At 70.4% G+C, this 15,339-nt stretch carries 16 protein-coding genes and 2 tRNA genes; 4 read left to right on the forward strand and 14 right to left on the reverse strand.

Features of this window, described 5'->3' with window-relative positions; genetic code table 11:
- Positions 1 to 18: 18 nt before the first annotated feature.
- On the reverse strand, positions 19 to 330 hold the full coding sequence (locus tag E5F05_RS11335; RefSeq protein ID WP_129118733.1) for a nucleoside triphosphate pyrophosphohydrolase: 312 nt from the start codon (positions 328 to 330) through the stop codon (positions 19 to 21).
- Between the two features lie 49 nt (positions 331 to 379).
- Between E5F05_RS11335 and ffh the strand changes: the two genes are divergently transcribed.
- Positions 380 to 1,732: a signal recognition particle protein gene (ffh, locus tag E5F05_RS11340; protein WP_129118734.1), complete on the forward strand. Its 1,353-nt coding sequence runs from the start codon at positions 380 to 382 to the stop codon at positions 1,730 to 1,732.
- 77 nt (positions 1,733 to 1,809) lie between these two features.
- A tRNA-Lys gene (locus E5F05_RS11345) sits at positions 1,810 to 1,885 on the forward strand.
- A 266-nt stretch (positions 1,886 to 2,151) separates the two neighbouring features.
- Here the strand turns inward: E5F05_RS11345 and E5F05_RS11350 are convergent.
- From E5F05_RS11350 to E5F05_RS11380, 7 genes are all read right to left on the reverse strand, one after another.
- On the reverse strand, positions 2,152 to 3,054 hold the full coding sequence (locus E5F05_RS11350; RefSeq protein WP_129118735.1) for a hypothetical protein: 903 nt from the start codon (positions 3,052 to 3,054) through the stop codon (positions 2,152 to 2,154).
- 14 nt (positions 3,055 to 3,068) lie between these two features.
- Positions 3,069 to 4,382 carry a phosphotransferase gene (locus tag E5F05_RS11355; protein WP_129118736.1) on the reverse strand — a complete coding sequence of 438 codons (1,314 nt, stop codon included), beginning with the start codon at positions 4,380 to 4,382 and terminating at the stop codon, positions 3,069 to 3,071.
- 48 nt (positions 4,383 to 4,430) lie between these two features.
- On the reverse strand, positions 4,431 to 5,492 hold the full coding sequence (locus tag E5F05_RS11360; protein WP_129118737.1) for an LLM class flavin-dependent oxidoreductase: 1,062 nt from the start codon (positions 5,490 to 5,492) through the stop codon (positions 4,431 to 4,433).
- 65 nt (positions 5,493 to 5,557) lie between these two features.
- Positions 5,558 to 6,076 carry a VIT1/CCC1 transporter family protein gene (locus E5F05_RS11365; RefSeq protein WP_129118738.1) on the reverse strand — a complete coding sequence of 173 codons (519 nt, stop codon included), beginning with the start codon at positions 6,074 to 6,076 and terminating at the stop codon, positions 5,558 to 5,560.
- A 126-nt stretch (positions 6,077 to 6,202) separates the two neighbouring features.
- Entirely contained in the window at positions 6,203 to 6,925 is a 723-nt protein-coding gene (locus E5F05_RS11370; protein WP_129118739.1) for a metallophosphoesterase, read from the reverse strand.
- Between the two features lie 74 nt (positions 6,926 to 6,999).
- Positions 7,000 to 7,076: transfer RNA gene (locus E5F05_RS11375), tRNA-Pro, on the reverse strand.
- A gap of 93 nt (positions 7,077 to 7,169) precedes the next feature.
- Positions 7,170 to 7,703: a regulatory protein RecX gene (locus E5F05_RS11380; protein ID WP_129118740.1), complete on the reverse strand. Its 534-nt coding sequence runs from the start codon at positions 7,701 to 7,703 to the stop codon at positions 7,170 to 7,172.
- Positions 7,704 to 7,908: 205 nt separating this feature from the next.
- Here E5F05_RS11380 and rpsT point away from each other — a divergent pair, with 205 nt between their 5' ends.
- Entirely contained in the window at positions 7,909 to 8,196 is a 288-nt protein-coding gene (gene rpsT, locus E5F05_RS11385; RefSeq protein WP_129118741.1) for a 30S ribosomal protein S20, read from the forward strand.
- Between the two features lie 59 nt (positions 8,197 to 8,255).
- Here the strand turns inward: rpsT and E5F05_RS11390 are convergent, their stop codons facing one another.
- The 3 genes from E5F05_RS11390 to E5F05_RS11400 are packed head-to-tail and all read right to left on the reverse strand — an operon-like array spanning position 8,256 to position 10,394.
- A complete protein-coding gene (locus tag E5F05_RS11390) occupies positions 8,256 to 8,621 on the reverse strand; it encodes a hypothetical protein (protein WP_129118742.1) in 366 nt (121 codons plus the stop codon).
- Positions 8,622 to 8,640: 19 nt separating this feature from the next.
- Positions 8,641 to 10,065, reverse strand: a complete 1,425-nt coding sequence (gene pdxR / locus E5F05_RS11395) for a MocR-like pyridoxine biosynthesis transcription factor PdxR (protein ID WP_129118743.1) — start codon at positions 10,063 to 10,065, stop codon at positions 8,641 to 8,643.
- Between the two features lie 11 nt (positions 10,066 to 10,076).
- Complete coding sequence (locus E5F05_RS11400; protein ID WP_129118744.1) at positions 10,077 to 10,394, reverse strand: hypothetical protein; 318 nt, start codon at positions 10,392 to 10,394, stop codon at positions 10,077 to 10,079.
- A 94-nt stretch (positions 10,395 to 10,488) separates the two neighbouring features.
- Between E5F05_RS11400 and E5F05_RS11405 the strand changes: the two genes are divergently transcribed.
- Complete coding sequence (locus tag E5F05_RS11405) at positions 10,489 to 11,577, forward strand: GTP pyrophosphokinase (protein WP_129118745.1); 1,089 nt, start codon at positions 10,489 to 10,491, stop codon at positions 11,575 to 11,577.
- Between the two features lie 66 nt (positions 11,578 to 11,643).
- On the opposite strand, the gene pgi is transcribed toward E5F05_RS11405, so the two are convergent.
- The 3 genes from pgi to E5F05_RS11420 form a co-directional block, all read right to left on the reverse strand.
- Positions 11,644 to 13,317, reverse strand: a complete 1,674-nt coding sequence (pgi, locus tag E5F05_RS11410; protein WP_129118746.1) for a glucose-6-phosphate isomerase — start codon at positions 13,315 to 13,317, stop codon at positions 11,644 to 11,646.
- A 128-nt stretch (positions 13,318 to 13,445) separates the two neighbouring features.
- Positions 13,446 to 14,270, reverse strand: a complete 825-nt coding sequence (locus E5F05_RS11415; protein WP_129118747.1) for a dienelactone hydrolase family protein — start codon at positions 14,268 to 14,270, stop codon at positions 13,446 to 13,448.
- A gap of 298 nt (positions 14,271 to 14,568) precedes the next feature.
- Positions 14,569 to 15,240 carry a TetR/AcrR family transcriptional regulator gene (locus tag E5F05_RS11420; protein ID WP_129118748.1) on the reverse strand — a complete coding sequence of 224 codons (672 nt, stop codon included), beginning with the start codon at positions 15,238 to 15,240 and terminating at the stop codon, positions 14,569 to 14,571.
- Between the last annotated feature and the right edge of the window lie 99 nt (positions 15,241 to 15,339).

Raw genomic sequence — 15,339 nt, forward strand, 5'->3', positions numbered from 1 at the left:
AAGTGTAGCGCGGGGAGGCTAACGGGCGTTAGGTTCCTTGTGGGTGACGTGTTCCTCCAGCCAGACCCGGCCCGCGAGGCCACCCCGCTCCGCCGCCTTGCGCGCCCGCAACGCCTCCAGTCCGTCCGGCGTCAAGCCGTGGAGCGCCGCCAGCGCGTGCAGCACTTCCAGTACATCCGCGAGTTCCTCCGGGGTGCGGTCCGTCAGGTATTCCTGCACCTCCTCTTCCAGCTTGGCAAGCAGGGCGGGCCTGTATTCCGCTTTGTCCAGCACACGGTAGGTATACGCGGGGAACAGTTCGGGAATGCGGTCACGGACGAGTTTGGGCATCGGTGCAAGCTACACCAAGCGTTTTGCCCGTGCGTGCTAGCCTCCCCTTATGTTTGAGGCGCTCGGAAACAAGTTGCAGGACATCCTCGACCGCGTCGGGCGGGAGAGCAAACTCACCGACGCGCAGGTCAAGGCTGCCATGCGCGAGATTCGCATGGCCCTGCTCGAAGCGGACGTGAACTTCAACGTCGCCAAGGATTTTGTCGCCAAGGTCAGCGAGAAGGCCGTCGGGCAGGAGGTGCAGGGGTCGCTGACCGGCGGGCAGACCGTCGTGAAGCTCGTTCACGACGAACTGATCGAGACGCTCGGCGGCGAGAGCAAGCAGCCCACGCTCAAGACCGACGGGAACGTCTGGTTCATGGTTGGCCTCCAGGGCGCGGGCAAGACCACCAGCACCGGCAAGCTCGCCGCCTTTTACAAGAGCAAGGGCCGCCGCGTGCTGCTCGTCGCCGCCGACACCCAGCGCCCCGCCGCCCGTGACCAGCTCGAAGTGCTGGCGAAACAGGTGGGCGTGCCGGTCCTCAAGGTGAACGACGGCGAGACGCCCCAGGAAACGAGACGCCGCCTCGACGAGTACCTCAAGACCGATTACCGCGACCTGGTGATCGTGGACACCGCAGGCCGCCTCCAGATCGACGAGGCGCTGATGGACCAGCTCGCGGACCTCCAGACCGAGCTGCACCCCAGCGAGACGCTCCTGGTGGTGGACGCGATGACCGGCCAGGAGGCGCTGAACGTGGCCCGCGTGTTCGACGAGCGCGTGAACCTCTCCGGCCTGATCATCACGAAGATGGACGGTGATGCGCGCGGCGGCGCGGCCCTCTCGGCGCGCAGCGTCACCGGGCACCCGATCTACTTCGCGGGCACCAGCGAGAAGCTGACGGGCCTCGAACCCTTCTACCCCGACCGCGTGGCGGGCCGCATCCTCGGCATGGGTGACGTGCTGGGGCTGATCGAACGTGCTCAGCAGGCCGACCTCAAGGCGATGGAGGTCAAGAAGCCCGGCGACTTCGACCTGGAAGACCTGCTACTTCAACTGCGCCAGATTCGCAAGATGGGACCGCTGGGCGACCTCCTCAAGCTGATCCCCGGTATGAGCCGCGCCCTACCCGAAGGCTTCAACGTGGACGAGAAACAGATTCAGCGCATCGACGCGATGATCTCCTCGATGACCGTGAAGGAACGCCGCAACCCCAAGATCATCGACGGGCGCCGCCGCAAGCGCATCGCGGCGGGCAGCGGCCACACCGTGCAGGACATCAACCGTCTGCTGAAGATGCACGAGCAGATGAAGGACATGATGAAGATGCTCCAGCGCTTCAGCGGCCCCGGTGGCAAGGGGATGGGCAAGGGCATGAAGCCTCCCAAGCTGCCCCCCATGCCGCCGCAGATGAAACGCTGAGTTCTGGCCGCGTTGACACCTCCCGGCACGCTCCCTATACTCAGGCCCGCTGTTCAGCGCCCTCGCGGCAGCCCAGCGGGTCGTTAGCTCAATCGGTAGAGCAGCTGACTTTTAATCAGCGGGTTCCGGGTTCAAGTCCCGGGCGACCCACCAGAAAAAGCCCCGCCTGGCGCGGGGTTCTTTGTTTTTGCTCGGCGTGGTGCGGCTGTTCTTTGCGCTTTGACAGCAAAAAGAAGGGAGCCGTCAAGCTCCCTCCGCTGGTTCAGATTGGCGGGTCTTCCCCGCGCTTCTGCTCGCGCGCCCGTCTTTGATCTTCGAGGTGGACGCCTCCCTCAAGTGCTGTGGACTGCACGGCTTCGTCAAGCCAGAAATGGAAGTCTATCAGGTTGTTCTGCGAAAAGCAACTGCTGGCTATGCGCTCAGCGCCCCTCGCGGGCGTCCACCAGCAGCTCACCGGCGATGGCCAGCGCGGCGGGGCCGAGCGGGCTGAGGGTCACGCCCAGCAGGACGCCGAGCTTGTCGCGCCGCGCACTGCTCAGGTAGGCCCAGCGTTCGAGGTCTTTGCTGTGGGTCCGGGCGGTTTCGTCGCGCAGGTAGCGCACCGCGCCGTCGTAGTATCCGGCCTGGAAGGCGGCGCGGGCACGCTTTTCCTGGTCGAGCAGGCCCAGGCCGCGCGTGGCGAGCAGCACGCGCCGAGCTTCCGCCTCGCCGCCGAAGCCGTAGAGGTTGTCCAGGTGGTAGACCGCCTTGGGGAAGCGCAACCCGGCCGCGGCCCGCCAGGCATGGGGGAGGCGAATCTCGAATTCGGGCCAGCCGTGCAGGTGGGTCAGCAGTGCCGGATACAGCAGGTCCACCGCCACGGCGCGCGCTTCGGCCAGGGCGAGCAATTGCTCCTGCATGCCGGAGCCGGGGCCGGTGGAGGTGCGGCGGGCCGTCTCCAGCCGGGCGGCCGCCTGATTGAGCAGGTCCTCGCGGTGCGCGGCGAGCCGTTCGGCGTTCAGGTTCCAGAGGGTGCGCTGGATGCGGCCGTAATTCCCGGTCGGGTCATACGCGACGCGGCTGGTGGCGAGCAGCGCGATGGGCGCCTCCTCGCGCGCCGTGTCCCAGTCGCGCCACGCTTCCAGTTTCTCGTAGGGGAAACGGTGCACGGTGACGCCCGCCCGCGTCTCGGTGTGCGGGGAGAGCAGACCACGCTCGAAGGCGACCAGCGTCGGCTGGCTGCCCGCCCAGGCCTCGTCGGTGCCGTAGCTGCCTGCCTGGGCGACGGCGCGCACCTTGCGGTCGGCCACCAGCCGGTCCTGTATTTTTTCCGCGTCCTGCAAGCCTGCCTCCAGCTTCAGGATAGCGGCAAGGCGGGGTCGGCGGCGTGGGTAAGCAGACGGCGCAGGTGCCACAGGTGAGCGCCGCGCCATTCCAGGGGGTCCTCCACGTGAAGCTGGAGGCCGTGCGTGTAGCCCAGCGCCCGGTATGCCTCACCCACCAGCCGCGCGTCCCGCATCAGCGCGCGCAGCCTGGGAAGCGGAAGGAGGTCCGTCCAGGTCGTCAGGTAGGCGCTCTCCACGGCCTCCAGCGTTGCCGGTGGGGCACCGTCCGGCGCGAGGTAGAGGGGGTCGGCGTCCAGAAAGGGGTGGGTGAGGCTCGCGTCCGACCAGTCCAGCAGGGTCCAGCGCCCCGCCGCGCCTTGCACGGTATTCAGGCGGTGCAGGTCGCCGTGCCCCGCCACCGGCGGCAGTCCGGAGGCGGCGAGCCGGGCACAGGCGGCCCGTAAGGGCGGTTCCAGGGCGAGCAGCCTGTCGGCCTCCTCGCGGGTCAGCCCGTCCGCCTCGCCCACCATCAGCCGGTCTTCCCGCAGCAGGTCGGGGAGGAGGGAGGCCACCCACAGCGGCCCGTGTTCGGGCACCCCCAGGGCGCGCAGATCGGGGAGGAGCGCCGCGCTCGCCCGCTGGACCCGCGCCAGGTGGACGGCGAGGCTGCGGCCGTCCTCACCCTCGCCCGGAACTGTTCCCGCGTGGGCGAGCAGCAGCAGGCCCCGCTCCCGGTCAGAGGCCAGGACGGGGGGCGCCGCGCCGGGCAGTTCACGCGACAGCAGGCCGGTCACGCTCACTTCCCGCGCGAAGAAGGGCGGCACGGCCTTCAGGTAGAGGGGGCCGCCGTCCGCCAGCGGCACCCGCCACAGCGCACTGATGCCCCAGTGCTTGAGGGGTTCGGGCCTGCCCGCCCGCTGGAGGCCCTGTTCGCGCACTTCCTCGTCCAGCCAGGCCAGCACCCCCGCCGCCCAGCCCACCCGGGCGAAGGCAGGCCGGAGGTCCGGGACGGGGGCGAGGGCCGCCTCGGCCCAGGCCCGCTGGGGACCCGGCAGCCTCCCGGGGGTCACCCAGTCCACGCCCTGGATGGGGTTCAGCGCGTCCAGGTGCCACGCCGCCTCACGGACCAGGGTCCCGCCCGGTGCGTCGGGCAGGCGCGCGAAGTGCAGGCGGCGCAGGGGGGCCAGCCACGCGGTCAGGGCCGGAAAGGCGTCCGTGAGGCCACGGCCCACGAACGTGTTTTCCGTGACCACGGCGACGGGGAGCGCGCCCGCGACCGCCGCGACCCGCCCGCCGTCCGGGTGCGTGATGACCGCGTGGAGCGTCGTCTGAAGGTTCGGGGCCACGCGGCCAGTCTGCGGTGTCCGGCCCCGGCGGCGCGTCGGCCGGGTGGCTTACACGCCCTGCACGGCAGGCCGGGATTCCGCCACGAGACCCAGGGCCTCCGCCACCAATGCGTAGGACCGCCGACGCGCCGCCGGGTCGTGCAGCAGCGTGGTGAGCATCAGCTCGTCTGCGCCGGTTCGGTCGGCCAGGGCCAGCAGCCGCGCCCGCACCTCCGCCGGGTCGCCCACGATCACGCGCTCCCGGTAGGCGGCCACCTGCGCCCGCTCATGCGGAGTGTAGGGGTAGGCGCGGGCCTCCGCCACACTGGGGAAGGGCGCGAGTTCGCCCCGCACCAGCCGCAGGAACATCAGGTCGAGGGACGCGGCGAGGTCGTCCGCCTCCTGGGCCGTCGGGGCGCAGACCACGCTCGTCGCGACGATGCTGCGCGCTTCCGGAAACGTCTCCGAGGGCCGGAAGGCCGCGCGGTAGGCCCGGATGGCTGCCGCCGCGTCCGCCACGCTGGGGTTGATGTGCTGCGCGAAGGCCAGCCCGGTCCCCAGCAGCGCCGCGACCCGCGCGCCGTACCCGCTGCTGCTCAGCAGCCACAGCGGTGGAAAGAGCGGGGGCTGACCGGCGGTATCCGCCGGAGCCGCCGTGACGCCCGCGAAGGGGTGGCCCTCCGGAAAGGCCCCGGTCCCGTAGGCGATCAGGTCCGCCAGTTGCCGCTCGAAGGGTTCTTCCATCCCGCCTGCGGCGCCCCGCAGGGCAAGGGCGGTGCGGGGATCGGTGCCCGGCGCGCGGCCCAGCCCCAGGTCCACCCGCCCCGGCGCGAGGGCCGACAGCAGCCGGTACGTCTCCGCGACCGCCAGCGGCGCGTGGTTCGGCAGCATCACGCCGCCCGCGCCGAGCCGCAGCCGGGAGGTGACCTGCGACAGGGTCGCCAGGACCACGGCGGGCACACTCGCGGCCAGTGAGCGCATGTTGTGGTGCTCGGCCACCCAGTAGCGCGTGAAGCCCAGGCGCTCGGCCTCCCGCGCGAGGGCCAGCGTCTCCCGCAGCGCGGCGGGCGCATCCGACCCGCTGGGAACGGGCACGAGGTCCAGCACGGACAGGAGCAGGGGAGGGGACATGGGTGCAGTGTGCGTCGGTCAACCTCAGCGAAAACCGCCTCCGGTCACGATGGGAGGAGGAGCCTTCACCCCGCCGCGCCGAGGCGGCCCAGCCACACCCCGACCGCGAAGACGACCGCGCCGCCCACGATGACCTGAAAGATGGTCTGCCCCAGCGGGCTCCTCATGTACTTCCAGCGAATCCCGGCGATGGCGAGCAGTTCGATGATCACGACGAGGTAGGCCAGCGTGAGGGCCGTCCGCAGGTCGGGCAGCAGGAAGGGCAGGGTGTGCAGCATCCCGCCGACAATCGTGGCGAGGCCGGTGATCAGCCCGCGCGTGATCGGGGTGCCGCGCCCGCTCACCTTGCCGTCGTCGGAGAGGGCTTCCGCCAGCCCCATGCTGATGCCCGCGCCCAGGCTGGCGGCCAGACCGACAAAGAAGGCGTCGATGGGTTTACCGGTCAGTCCCGCCGTGGCGAAGATCGGCGCGAGGGTACTCACGCTGCCGTCCATCAGCCCCAGCAGCGCGGGCTGCACCTTCTGGAGAACGAAGACGTGGTCATGCCGTGCGGCAGAGGTGGGCTGGGGGGTGGGAGAGGACATTGCCCCATCCTACCCTTAATAGGAATTCTTCTCAATAAGGTATTCCGATGGGAGAACTGGGGATGGGCCTGCTGGTCCCGGCAGCAGGCGTCGAACCGCTTAAAACCTCGGCGTCATCCGGTTTTTTCAGTGGTTAGACCGTTCGACCCTCCCGGTGTCCAGCAGCAGTTTGGGCCGGAACTTCAATGCGTCGGCCGCGACGAGAAAGGCGGGAATACCGTTTACCTGCCGCAACACCCGCTCGGGGTTCGCGCCGTGCAGGTGCCCGTAGACGATCAGGTCGGGCCGCGCCGACTCGATCACGGGGGTCAGCGCGTTGGGGGGATAGGGGGGGCTGGCGGGTGGGTAATGCAGCATCAGGATCAGGTGGTCGCCGGGCTGGCGGAGGCTGGCGGCCGCCTGGACGCTCAGGCGCAGGCGTTCGGCCTCGCGGTTCAGCAGGCGCTCGTCTTCGGCGCCCAGCGGTTCGTAGCCGGGGGTCAGCCAGCCGCGCGTGCCGCACACCACCACGTTTTCCACCCGCACCGCGTCGTTCTGGAGGGCGAGCATGCCGGGCGGGAGGGCCGCGCGCAGCTTCCCGGCGCCCGTCCACCAGTAGTCGTGGTTGCCGCGCAGCAGCACCTTGGTGCCCGGCAGCGCCGCGACGGGGGCGAGGTCGGTCATCGCGTCGGGCAGCCGCATCGCCCAGGAGAGGTCGCCGGGCAGCAGGACCAGGTCGCCGGGGCGCACCTCCTCGCGCCAGTGCTCGAAAATCAGCTCGGGGTGCCCGGCCCACTGCGGCCCGAAGACCGTCATCGGCTTGGGCGTCGTGTAAGCGAGGTGCAGGTCGGCGATGGCAAACACGCGCATAGGGAGGCTCCCGGCAGGCGGAGGGCGAGGGGGCATAAAGCAAAAGCCCCCCGCAAGAGGGGAGGCTTTCCACGTGGTCGGGGCGAGAGGATTCGAACCTCCGACCCCTTCGTCCCGAACGAAGTGCGCTACCAGGCTGCGCTACGCCCCGCTTCAACCACGGCCCCGGCAGCAGGTGGAGCCTGCTTTCAGTGCGTGGGGTAGTCTACGCGGCCCCCCGGGGGGTGTCAAGCTGGCCCGCCTCTCACTCCAGGCCGCTGTCATCGTCCAGCGCGGCCTCGTCGAGGAGAGGGTCCCCCTCGGCGCTGGCGACCTCGCGGATGGCCGCCCAGATCACCGCTCCCGGAAAGCCGCGCCGGGCCAGGAAGGCATAGGCACTCGCGCGGGGGTCGCGTTTGCGGGCGAAGCTGGGCCAGCGGCGCGAGAGCAGGGCCGCCGCGTCCGCCTGCTCCTCCTCGGGGTCGCGGGCGGCCAGGGTTTCTTCGATCAGCCCCTCCGTCACGCCCCGGCGCTTGAGGGTCTGCCGCACGCGGAAGCCGCCCACGCCCCGGCGGCCGCCCTCGGCGCGGGCCACCGCATCGTCGCTCTGGTAGCCCAACTCCTGCACGCGGGCCAGCACCTCTTCCGCCAGCGCCTCGTCGTCGGTGCGGCGCCGCAGCCGCGTCCGCAGTTCGGCCTCCGTCAGCGCCCGGCCCGAGAGGGCGCGGAAGGCGTAGGCGAGCAGGTCGTCGCGGGCCTTTTGCCGGTCCTCGGGCGTTGGTGGCCTGTCCCCCGTCACGCTCCCAGTATGCCGCTTGCGCGGGCCCGCGCCTCTCCGCTACACTCTTCAGGTTGCCCATCCCCGGTTGGGCACCACGCCCCCCGCCCTGTGCCCGTCGTGCTGTGCGGAGAGCGTGCGCGTCGGGCGAAATCCGATGCATCGTGTTCCCCCCCAGAAGGAGGTGGGAACCGCCCCGCGAGTGCGGGAGAAAGAGAGAACCAACATGGCCCTTCGTCACAAGTCTGCCCAGAAGCGTCACCGCCAGAGCCTCAAGCGCCGCCTGATCAACCGCAGCCGCAAGAGCACCATCAAGACCTTCAGCAAGAAGGCCGTCGTCGCCGCCCAGACCGGTACCGAGGACGCCCTGGAACTGCACCGCAAGGCCGAGAGCCTGATCGACAAGGCCGCCAAGGGCAGCACCCTGCACAAGAACACCGCCGCCCGCAAGAAGAGCCGTCTGGCCAAGGCGCTGAACAAGGCCCGCGCCGCGCAGGCCGAGCAGCAGGCGTAAGCGAACAGACCAACCCAGAGGGCCACTCCAGAGCGGGGTGGCCTTCCGCGTTTTGCTGATTACTCGCGGGTTTCCTGGAGGTCCAGCATGCCCGTGTAGTGATTGAGGTCCACGATCAGGCGGTAGACGCCCTGGTGCCCGCCCCCCATCAGTTTCAGGGACCACGTCCCGGGCTGGCAGCTCTGCCCGGCGACCTGGGTGCCGGAGGGGTCGAGCAGGCGCAGGGTCGCCTGGCCGCTGCGGACGGCGCAGGTGCCCGTGACGCCCACATTCTTGCCGTCCTCGTACAGTTGGAAGGCGTAGCGGTTCTGGCCCTGGGCGTTGAGCAGGTGCGTGGGGGTCAGCGTCACGTATCCGAAGCGCAGGCCGAACGTGAAGTACAGCAGCAGGGCCGCGGCCACCAGGGCAAGGAGCAGGAAGCGCATCACCGTAGTGTAACGCCGGTCACGTAAGGGTGCGGGCGAAAGCCCGGCTCAGCCGCGCGACCCCTTCCCGCAGGCGCTCGGGGGAGAGGTGCGCGAACGCGAGCAGTACGGCGGGCGGACGCGGCAGCCGTGCGAGTGGCGCGGCGGGCGTGAGGGCCACTCCGGCCCGCGCGGCGACGGCCACCGCCTCTTCCTCGGACAGCCCGGCAGGCAGGGTGACGTGGACATGCAGGCCCGCGCGGGCGGGCGTGACCTGCCACTCGGGCAGCCCGGCGGCCAGAGCGGACAGCAGGACCTCGTGCCGGTGGCGGATGGCCTGGCGGGCGCGGCGCAGGTGCCGGGCGTAGGCCCCGGAGGCCAGCACGTCGGCCAGGGCCAGCGCGTCGAGCGTGGCGGGCGCGCGGTCGGTCAGGGGACGGGTTCCCGCCAGCACGCGGATCACGGATTCGGGTGCGACCAGATACCCGCTGCGCGTGACCGGCGCGAGGCTTTTGCTGAAGGTGCCCAGCAGGATCACCCGCTCGGGCGCGAGGCCCTGCAAGGCCGCCGGGGGCCTCGCGCCGTGATGCAGGTCGGCAGCGTAGTCGTCCTCCAGAATAAAGGCGCCCGCCCGCCGTGCCCACGCCACCACCTCCCCCTGTCGCGCGGCGGGCAGCGCCACCGTCGTCGGATACTGCGCGCCCGGGGTCAGATATAGCAGGGTGGCCTGCTCGGGGAGGGCGGCCGGGTTCAGCCCCCCGGCGTCCACCGGGACCGGGCAGAGGGTGGCCCCGGTCGCTCCCAGCGCCGCCCGCGCGCCCGGATAGGTGGGGTCCTCGGTCGCCGCCACCCGGCCCTCTTCCAGGAACACGCGGGCCAGCGCGTCCAGCGACGCCTGCGTGCCTCCCGTCAGCATCACCATGTCGGGCGTGACCCGCGCGCCCCGTTCGGCATTCAGGTAGGCGGCGAGGGCGCGGCGGGTTTCGAGCGGCCCCAGTTCGGCCTCCAATTCGGGGAGGGACGAGGTGGCCTGCCGGGCCTGCCGCGCCAGGGCCTCAGCCCACGCGCCCGCCGGGTACAGGTCGGGCACGGGCTGGCCGGGCCGGAAGTCCACGGCGTAGCCCCCGCCCGCGTCCGGCACGCGCCCCGCCAGTGCCCGCGTGGCCCAGGCGCTCAGCGGGAGGGGCGGGTCGGTGGGCGCGGCGTGTACCGGACCGGGCATCGCCACCCGGGTGCCGCTGCGCGCGCTGGCCCGCACGTACCCTTCCGCCTCCAGTTGCGCCAGCGCGTCCACCAGCGTGTTGCGCGACACGCCCAGCCGCGCCGCGAGCGCCCGGTGGCCGGGCAGGCGGGTGCCTTCGGGGAGGAGGCCTGCCAGGATGGCCTCCCGCAGCGTCCGCGCGGCCCGCGCGTGCAGGGCCTCGCCCGGGAGCGCGGGGCGCAGGCCTTCCAGCGGTGCCTTCACGCCCTCCTCCTTCAGCAGGTGAACTCGCGCGCCAGCCACGCCGGGTCGCCCCCCTCGGCGGCCAGGGCCTGACCGGCCAGCTCCAGAAAGCGGTCGCGGGCGGCCTCGGCGTCGGCGCGGGTCAGACCGTGGGCGCCCGGGTCAGCGAGCACTTCACGCAGCAGCGGAAAGACCGGCGTATCCGCGTGCAGGACGCCTCCCACCGTCACGTCCGCGGGCCACTTCAGCAGATAGTCCAGCGCGTAGGGGCCGGGTTCCAGCACACAGCCGCCCGGGTAGGGAATGCGCGGGGGGGCGGGAAAGGTCACGGCGGGGGCGGCGTCGCTCATGGGGACAGGATGCACCCGCGCTGGCCAATCCGAAACCTTCCTTGAACCATTTGCGGCCCTGCCTTCCCGGCCCGGCGTCTATCATGCCTTCAACATGGACAACGAGGCGCTGGTGCAGGCGTACCGGGAGGCGCTCCCGGACTACGAGCGGCTGCGTGACGCGGTGGTGGCCCATGTCACCGATCTCCTCAAGGCGGCGGGCCTGAACATTCACCACGTCACCGGCCGCGTGAAACGGCCCGCCAGCCTGGCGGACAAGCTGCGGCGCAAGCCCGGCCGGTATCACACGCTGGACGACGTGACGGACCTCGTCGGCGTGCGCGTCATCACCTACTTCGCGAATGACGTGAATGTCGTCGCGCGCCTGATGGAAGAGCATCACATCGTGGACTGGGACAACAGCATCGACAAGTCCAAGATGCACGACCCCGACCGCTTCGGCTACCTGGGCGTCCACTATGTCCTGCGCGCCGAACCGGACCTCGTCCCCCAGCTCGCCGGGACCCGCTACGAGGTGCAGATCCGCAGCATTCTCCAGCACGCCTGGGCCGAGATCGAACACGACCTGGGCTACAAGAATCCCGAGGCCGTCCCCAGCGAGGTCCGCCGCCGGTTCTACCGCCTCGCGGGCCTGCTGGAGATGGCCGACGAGGAATTTATGGCCCTGCACAGCCTCGGCCACGACTACGCCGCCACCCTGCCTGCCCGCATCGCGGAGGACCCCGAAAGCGTCTTCATCGACGCCCACAGCATGACGTACCTGCTCGGCGCGGCGCCGATCCGTGATCTGGACGGGCAACTGGCCGCCGCGCTGCACGTCCCGCTGCTGGTGAACTGGCCCGACCGCGAACGCCCCCAGCGGCTTGCCAGCCTGCTGCACTATGTCGGCGTGCATTCCGTCGGCCTGCTCCTGAAGGAACTGGGGCGGCACGCGGCCGAGGTGGAGCGTTTCGGCGCGGCCCTGATGCCCCACCTGCGTCAGGTGTGGAAGCCCAGCGGCGGCCTGCGCCCCGGCATCAGCGTCGTGCAGTACGTGCTGCTGCGGGCGTGTGCCAACCCCAGCCTCGACCCGGACGAGGTGGTCCATCTGCTCGACCTGAGCGGTCCGGGGTCCGCCGAGGACCTGGTGCGGACAGTGCGGGAGGTGTACGGGCGGGAGGTGGGGGACCGCGCGGCGGGGTGAGGGGGCGGGACGGCCAGCCTCCATCCCCAGCCCTGCCGTAAAGCAGAGGGGAAGGTGGGGCAGCCCTCATCCCCGCCGCGCCCGGTACCGCCGGATCAGCGTGTTCGTGCTCGAATCGTGCTTCAGGTCCGGCTCGCCCGGCGCCTCCAGCTCCGGCACGATCTTTGCGGCCAGCACCTTGCCGAGTTCGACCCCCCACTGGTCGAAGGAATTGATGTTCCAGATCGCGCCCTGCACGAAGACCTTGTGTTCGTAGAGGGCAATCAGCGTTCCCAGCGTGCGCGGCGTGAGCCGGTCGGCCAGCAGCGTATTCGTGGGCCGGTTCCCCTCGAAGACGCGGTGCGGGGCCAGTTTGGCGCTGGCCCCCTCGTCCCGGACCTGCTCCAGCGATTTGCCGAAGGCCAGGGCTTCGGTCTGCGCGAAGGCGTTCGCCATCAGCAGGTCGTGGTGCGGCGGCCCGCCCGGGGTGGGCAGGGGGTTGAGGGTCTGGCAGAAGCCCAGGAAATCGCAGGGAATCAGCGTGGTGCCCTGGTGGATCAACTGGTAGAAGGCGTGCTGCCCGTTGGTGCCCGGCTGGCCCCACACGACCGGGCCGGTGTCGTAGTCCACCGTCTGCCCCTCCAGCGTGACGTGCTTGCCGTTGCTCTCCATGTCGAGCTGCTGGAGGTAGGCCGGGAAATAGGCGAGGTACTGGTCATAGGGCAACACCCCGTAGGTCTGCGCGCCGAAAAAATCGCGGTACCACACGCCCAGCACGCCCATCAGCACGGGGAGGTTCTGTTCGAGCGGCGCCGTGCGGAAATGCTCGTCCATCTCGTGAAAGCCCGCCAGCATATCGCGGAAACCCTCGGGGCCAATAGCGATCATCAGCGAGAGGCCGATGGCGCTGTCCATGCTGTAACGGCCCCCCACCCAGTCCCAGAAGCCGAACATGTTCGCGGTGTCGATGCCGAATTTCTCGACCTCGGCCGCGTTCGTGCTAACGGCAACAAAGTGGCGGGCGACGGCGGCGTTCTCGTCCGGCACGTCTCCCAGCCCGGCCAGCAGCCACGCCCGCGCACTCTTCGCGTTCGCCATCGTCTCCTGGGTGGTGAAGGTCTTGCTGGACACGATGAAGAGGGTTTCCTCCGGGTCGAGGTCGCGGGTCTTCTCCACCAGATCGGTGCCGTCCACGTTGGACACGAAACGCAGCGTGAGGCGGCGGTCGCTGTAATACTTCAGCGCCTCGTACGCCATCATCGGCCCCAGGTCCGACCCGCCGATGCCGATGTTCACGATGTTGCGGATGGGCTTACCGGTCGCGCCCAGCCACGTCCCGCCGCGCACCCGGTCCGCGAAGGCGCCCATGCGGTCCAGCACCTCCTGCACCTCCGGGACCACGTTCTCGCCGTCCACGGTGACAGTCGCGCCGCGTGGGGCACGCAGGGCCGTGTGCAGCACCGCGCGGTTCTCGGTCACGTTGATACGCTCGCCCGCGAACATCGCGTCCCGCCGCGCCTCCACCCCCGTCTCCCGCGCGAGTTGCAGCAGCAAGCGCAGCGTCTCGTCGGTGACGCGATTCTTGCTGTAGTCGAGGTACAGGCCCGCACCCTCGGCGCTCAGGCGTTCGCCCCGGTGGGGATCAGCGGCGAAGAGGTCGCGCAGGTGGGTGTCCCGCATCGTCCCGAAGTGCGCCTTCAGGGCCTGCCAGGCGGGAAGCTGCGTCAGGGAGGGCCGCGCCGGGGAGGAAGGGTCACTCATGCGGCGAGCATACCAGCGGCTCCTAACCGGCCCGAACGGGAGTTCCAGCCATGAAGGGACGGAAAAGGGAAAAGGTGGGGGCGCGGGGCCGGGGTCGGGCTGGGCGGGGAAGGGCAGGCCGAACGACCTTATTTCGTCATTCCGAACGACCACCGGAAGAACTGGACGGTGGTCTGACGGGCCTGAAGGCTTACGTCAGGATTCGGCACGAACTGGACCTCGCCCCCCTTCCCCTTGTGCGAGAAGGGATCGTTCACCGTGATCGGCGGTTCCAGGCGGTCAAAGGCGTGGGTGGCCCCCGGATAGACCTTGACGGTCACGCACCGCCGGGCGGCTTCGGGCAGGTTCGCCACCATCTTGGGGCAGGTGTCCGGGTCGTCGTAGGTGTCGAGTTCGCCCGTCTGGATCAGGACCGGGGCACCCGTGAGCGCGCTGAAGTCGTACCCCGGCACGGTGTTGTAGACCCAGCCCACCGGGTAGAAGGCGGCGTGGGCGGCGAATTTCGGTCCACCGGGGAGGAAGCTCCGAGTATAGGGTTCGGTCGCGGTGAGCATCGTGACCACGCCGCCCCAGGAAAACCCCAGGATGCCTATGCGATTCGGGTCGATCTCGGGGCGCCCCGCCAGGTACCGCAGGGCACCGTAGGCGTCGGGCAGCGTCTCGGGCACGCCGCGTGGACGGCCCGCCGCGCCGCCCACCAGGCCCCGTGCTCCCCACAGGTCGATTTCCAGCGTGGCGATCCCCGCCCGGCCCAGCGCGTCCGCGTAGAAGGCTCCCCGGCTGTCGATGCCCGCCGACCCGTGGACGATCACCACCGCCGGAACCTGGCCCTGAGTGTTCACGGGCAGCCGCAACTGGGCCGCCACCGTGAGGGGTTGTTGCGGGTCGGCCGAGGGGAAGCTGACGTAATAGATTCGGGGCAGGGTGCCCCCGTGGGCGAGGGACCGGGACATGGGACGACCTCCTGGGATGGAGCTTCAAGCCTAACATCCCGCTGCAATTGGTCCCCCCTTTCCCGAGGAAAGCACAGGGCAACTGCAACGTCCGGTTTTGGGAGTGCTCGGCCCGATCAACCCCTCAGTCAGCGTTGCTGACAGCTCCCCTTGAGGGGAGCCGGGGACGCTCTTTGCCCTCCAGAGAGCCAATGTCATTGCCTCCCTTTAAGGGGAGGTGGCCCGCAGGGCCGGAGGGGTTAAGTGCGGGGTGGCCCTTGAGGAAAGCAGCGGCTTCTCTGTTCTCGCCCCAGAGAGGTCAGCCCCGGCCCGGGACGATCAGGCCGCTTTCCCTGACACCGCTTTCCCTGACGCTGTCCTCCGTCACGCCGGGGGCGAGGGCGCCGTGCAGGAGCAGGCTGAAGCGGTCCTGCCAGTCGCGCAGCACCTCGCGCTGGTCGCGGTGGCCGCCGTGCAGCAGCGCCAGCAGGCAGGCGTCCACCAGCAGGGCGCTCAGCAGGTGGGTGTTGACCCCGTCCCGCAGGGCGCCGCGGTCGCGCATGGCGATCAGTACCGGTTCGACCAGGGCCACCAGCGTCAGCGCGGTGCGGACGCCCTCACCCGCGCCCCCGGCGCTCGGCCGCGCCCCCAGGACCGCGTGGCCCACCGCGCCGACCAGGTGGCGGTACCGCACGCCCAGGTCCGCCATGCGCGCGGTCACGTGTCCCCACACGGCCTGTGGGGCCGCGCCCGCATGCAGGCGCTGCACCGCCTCGTCGTGGGTGTCACGCACGGTGCGCTCGAAGTGGGCCAGCAGCATATGGACCTTGCTGGGGTAGTAGCGGTAGAGGTTGGTGCGGCTCACGAAGGCGGCGCGGGCGATGTCCTGCACGCTGGTGCCCTCCAGGCCGCTGCGGGCAAACAGCTCGAAGGCGGCGCGGGCGATGCGTTCGCGCCGGGCGTCATCCTGTTCGGAGCGGTCGACCTTCACGTGTTCCAGGGTAGCGCCGGGGCCGAGCTTCTCCCAGTCCCCTGCCTCACGGTTGGCCTGCTCCCCGGTCGGTGGCCCCCCCGGTAAGCGCCGCGCCTT

The organism is Deinococcus metallilatus (genome assembly GCF_004758605.1).
In the GTDB taxonomy this organism is placed as follows: Bacteria; Deinococcota; Deinococci; order Deinococcales; family Deinococcaceae; genus Deinococcus; species Deinococcus metallilatus.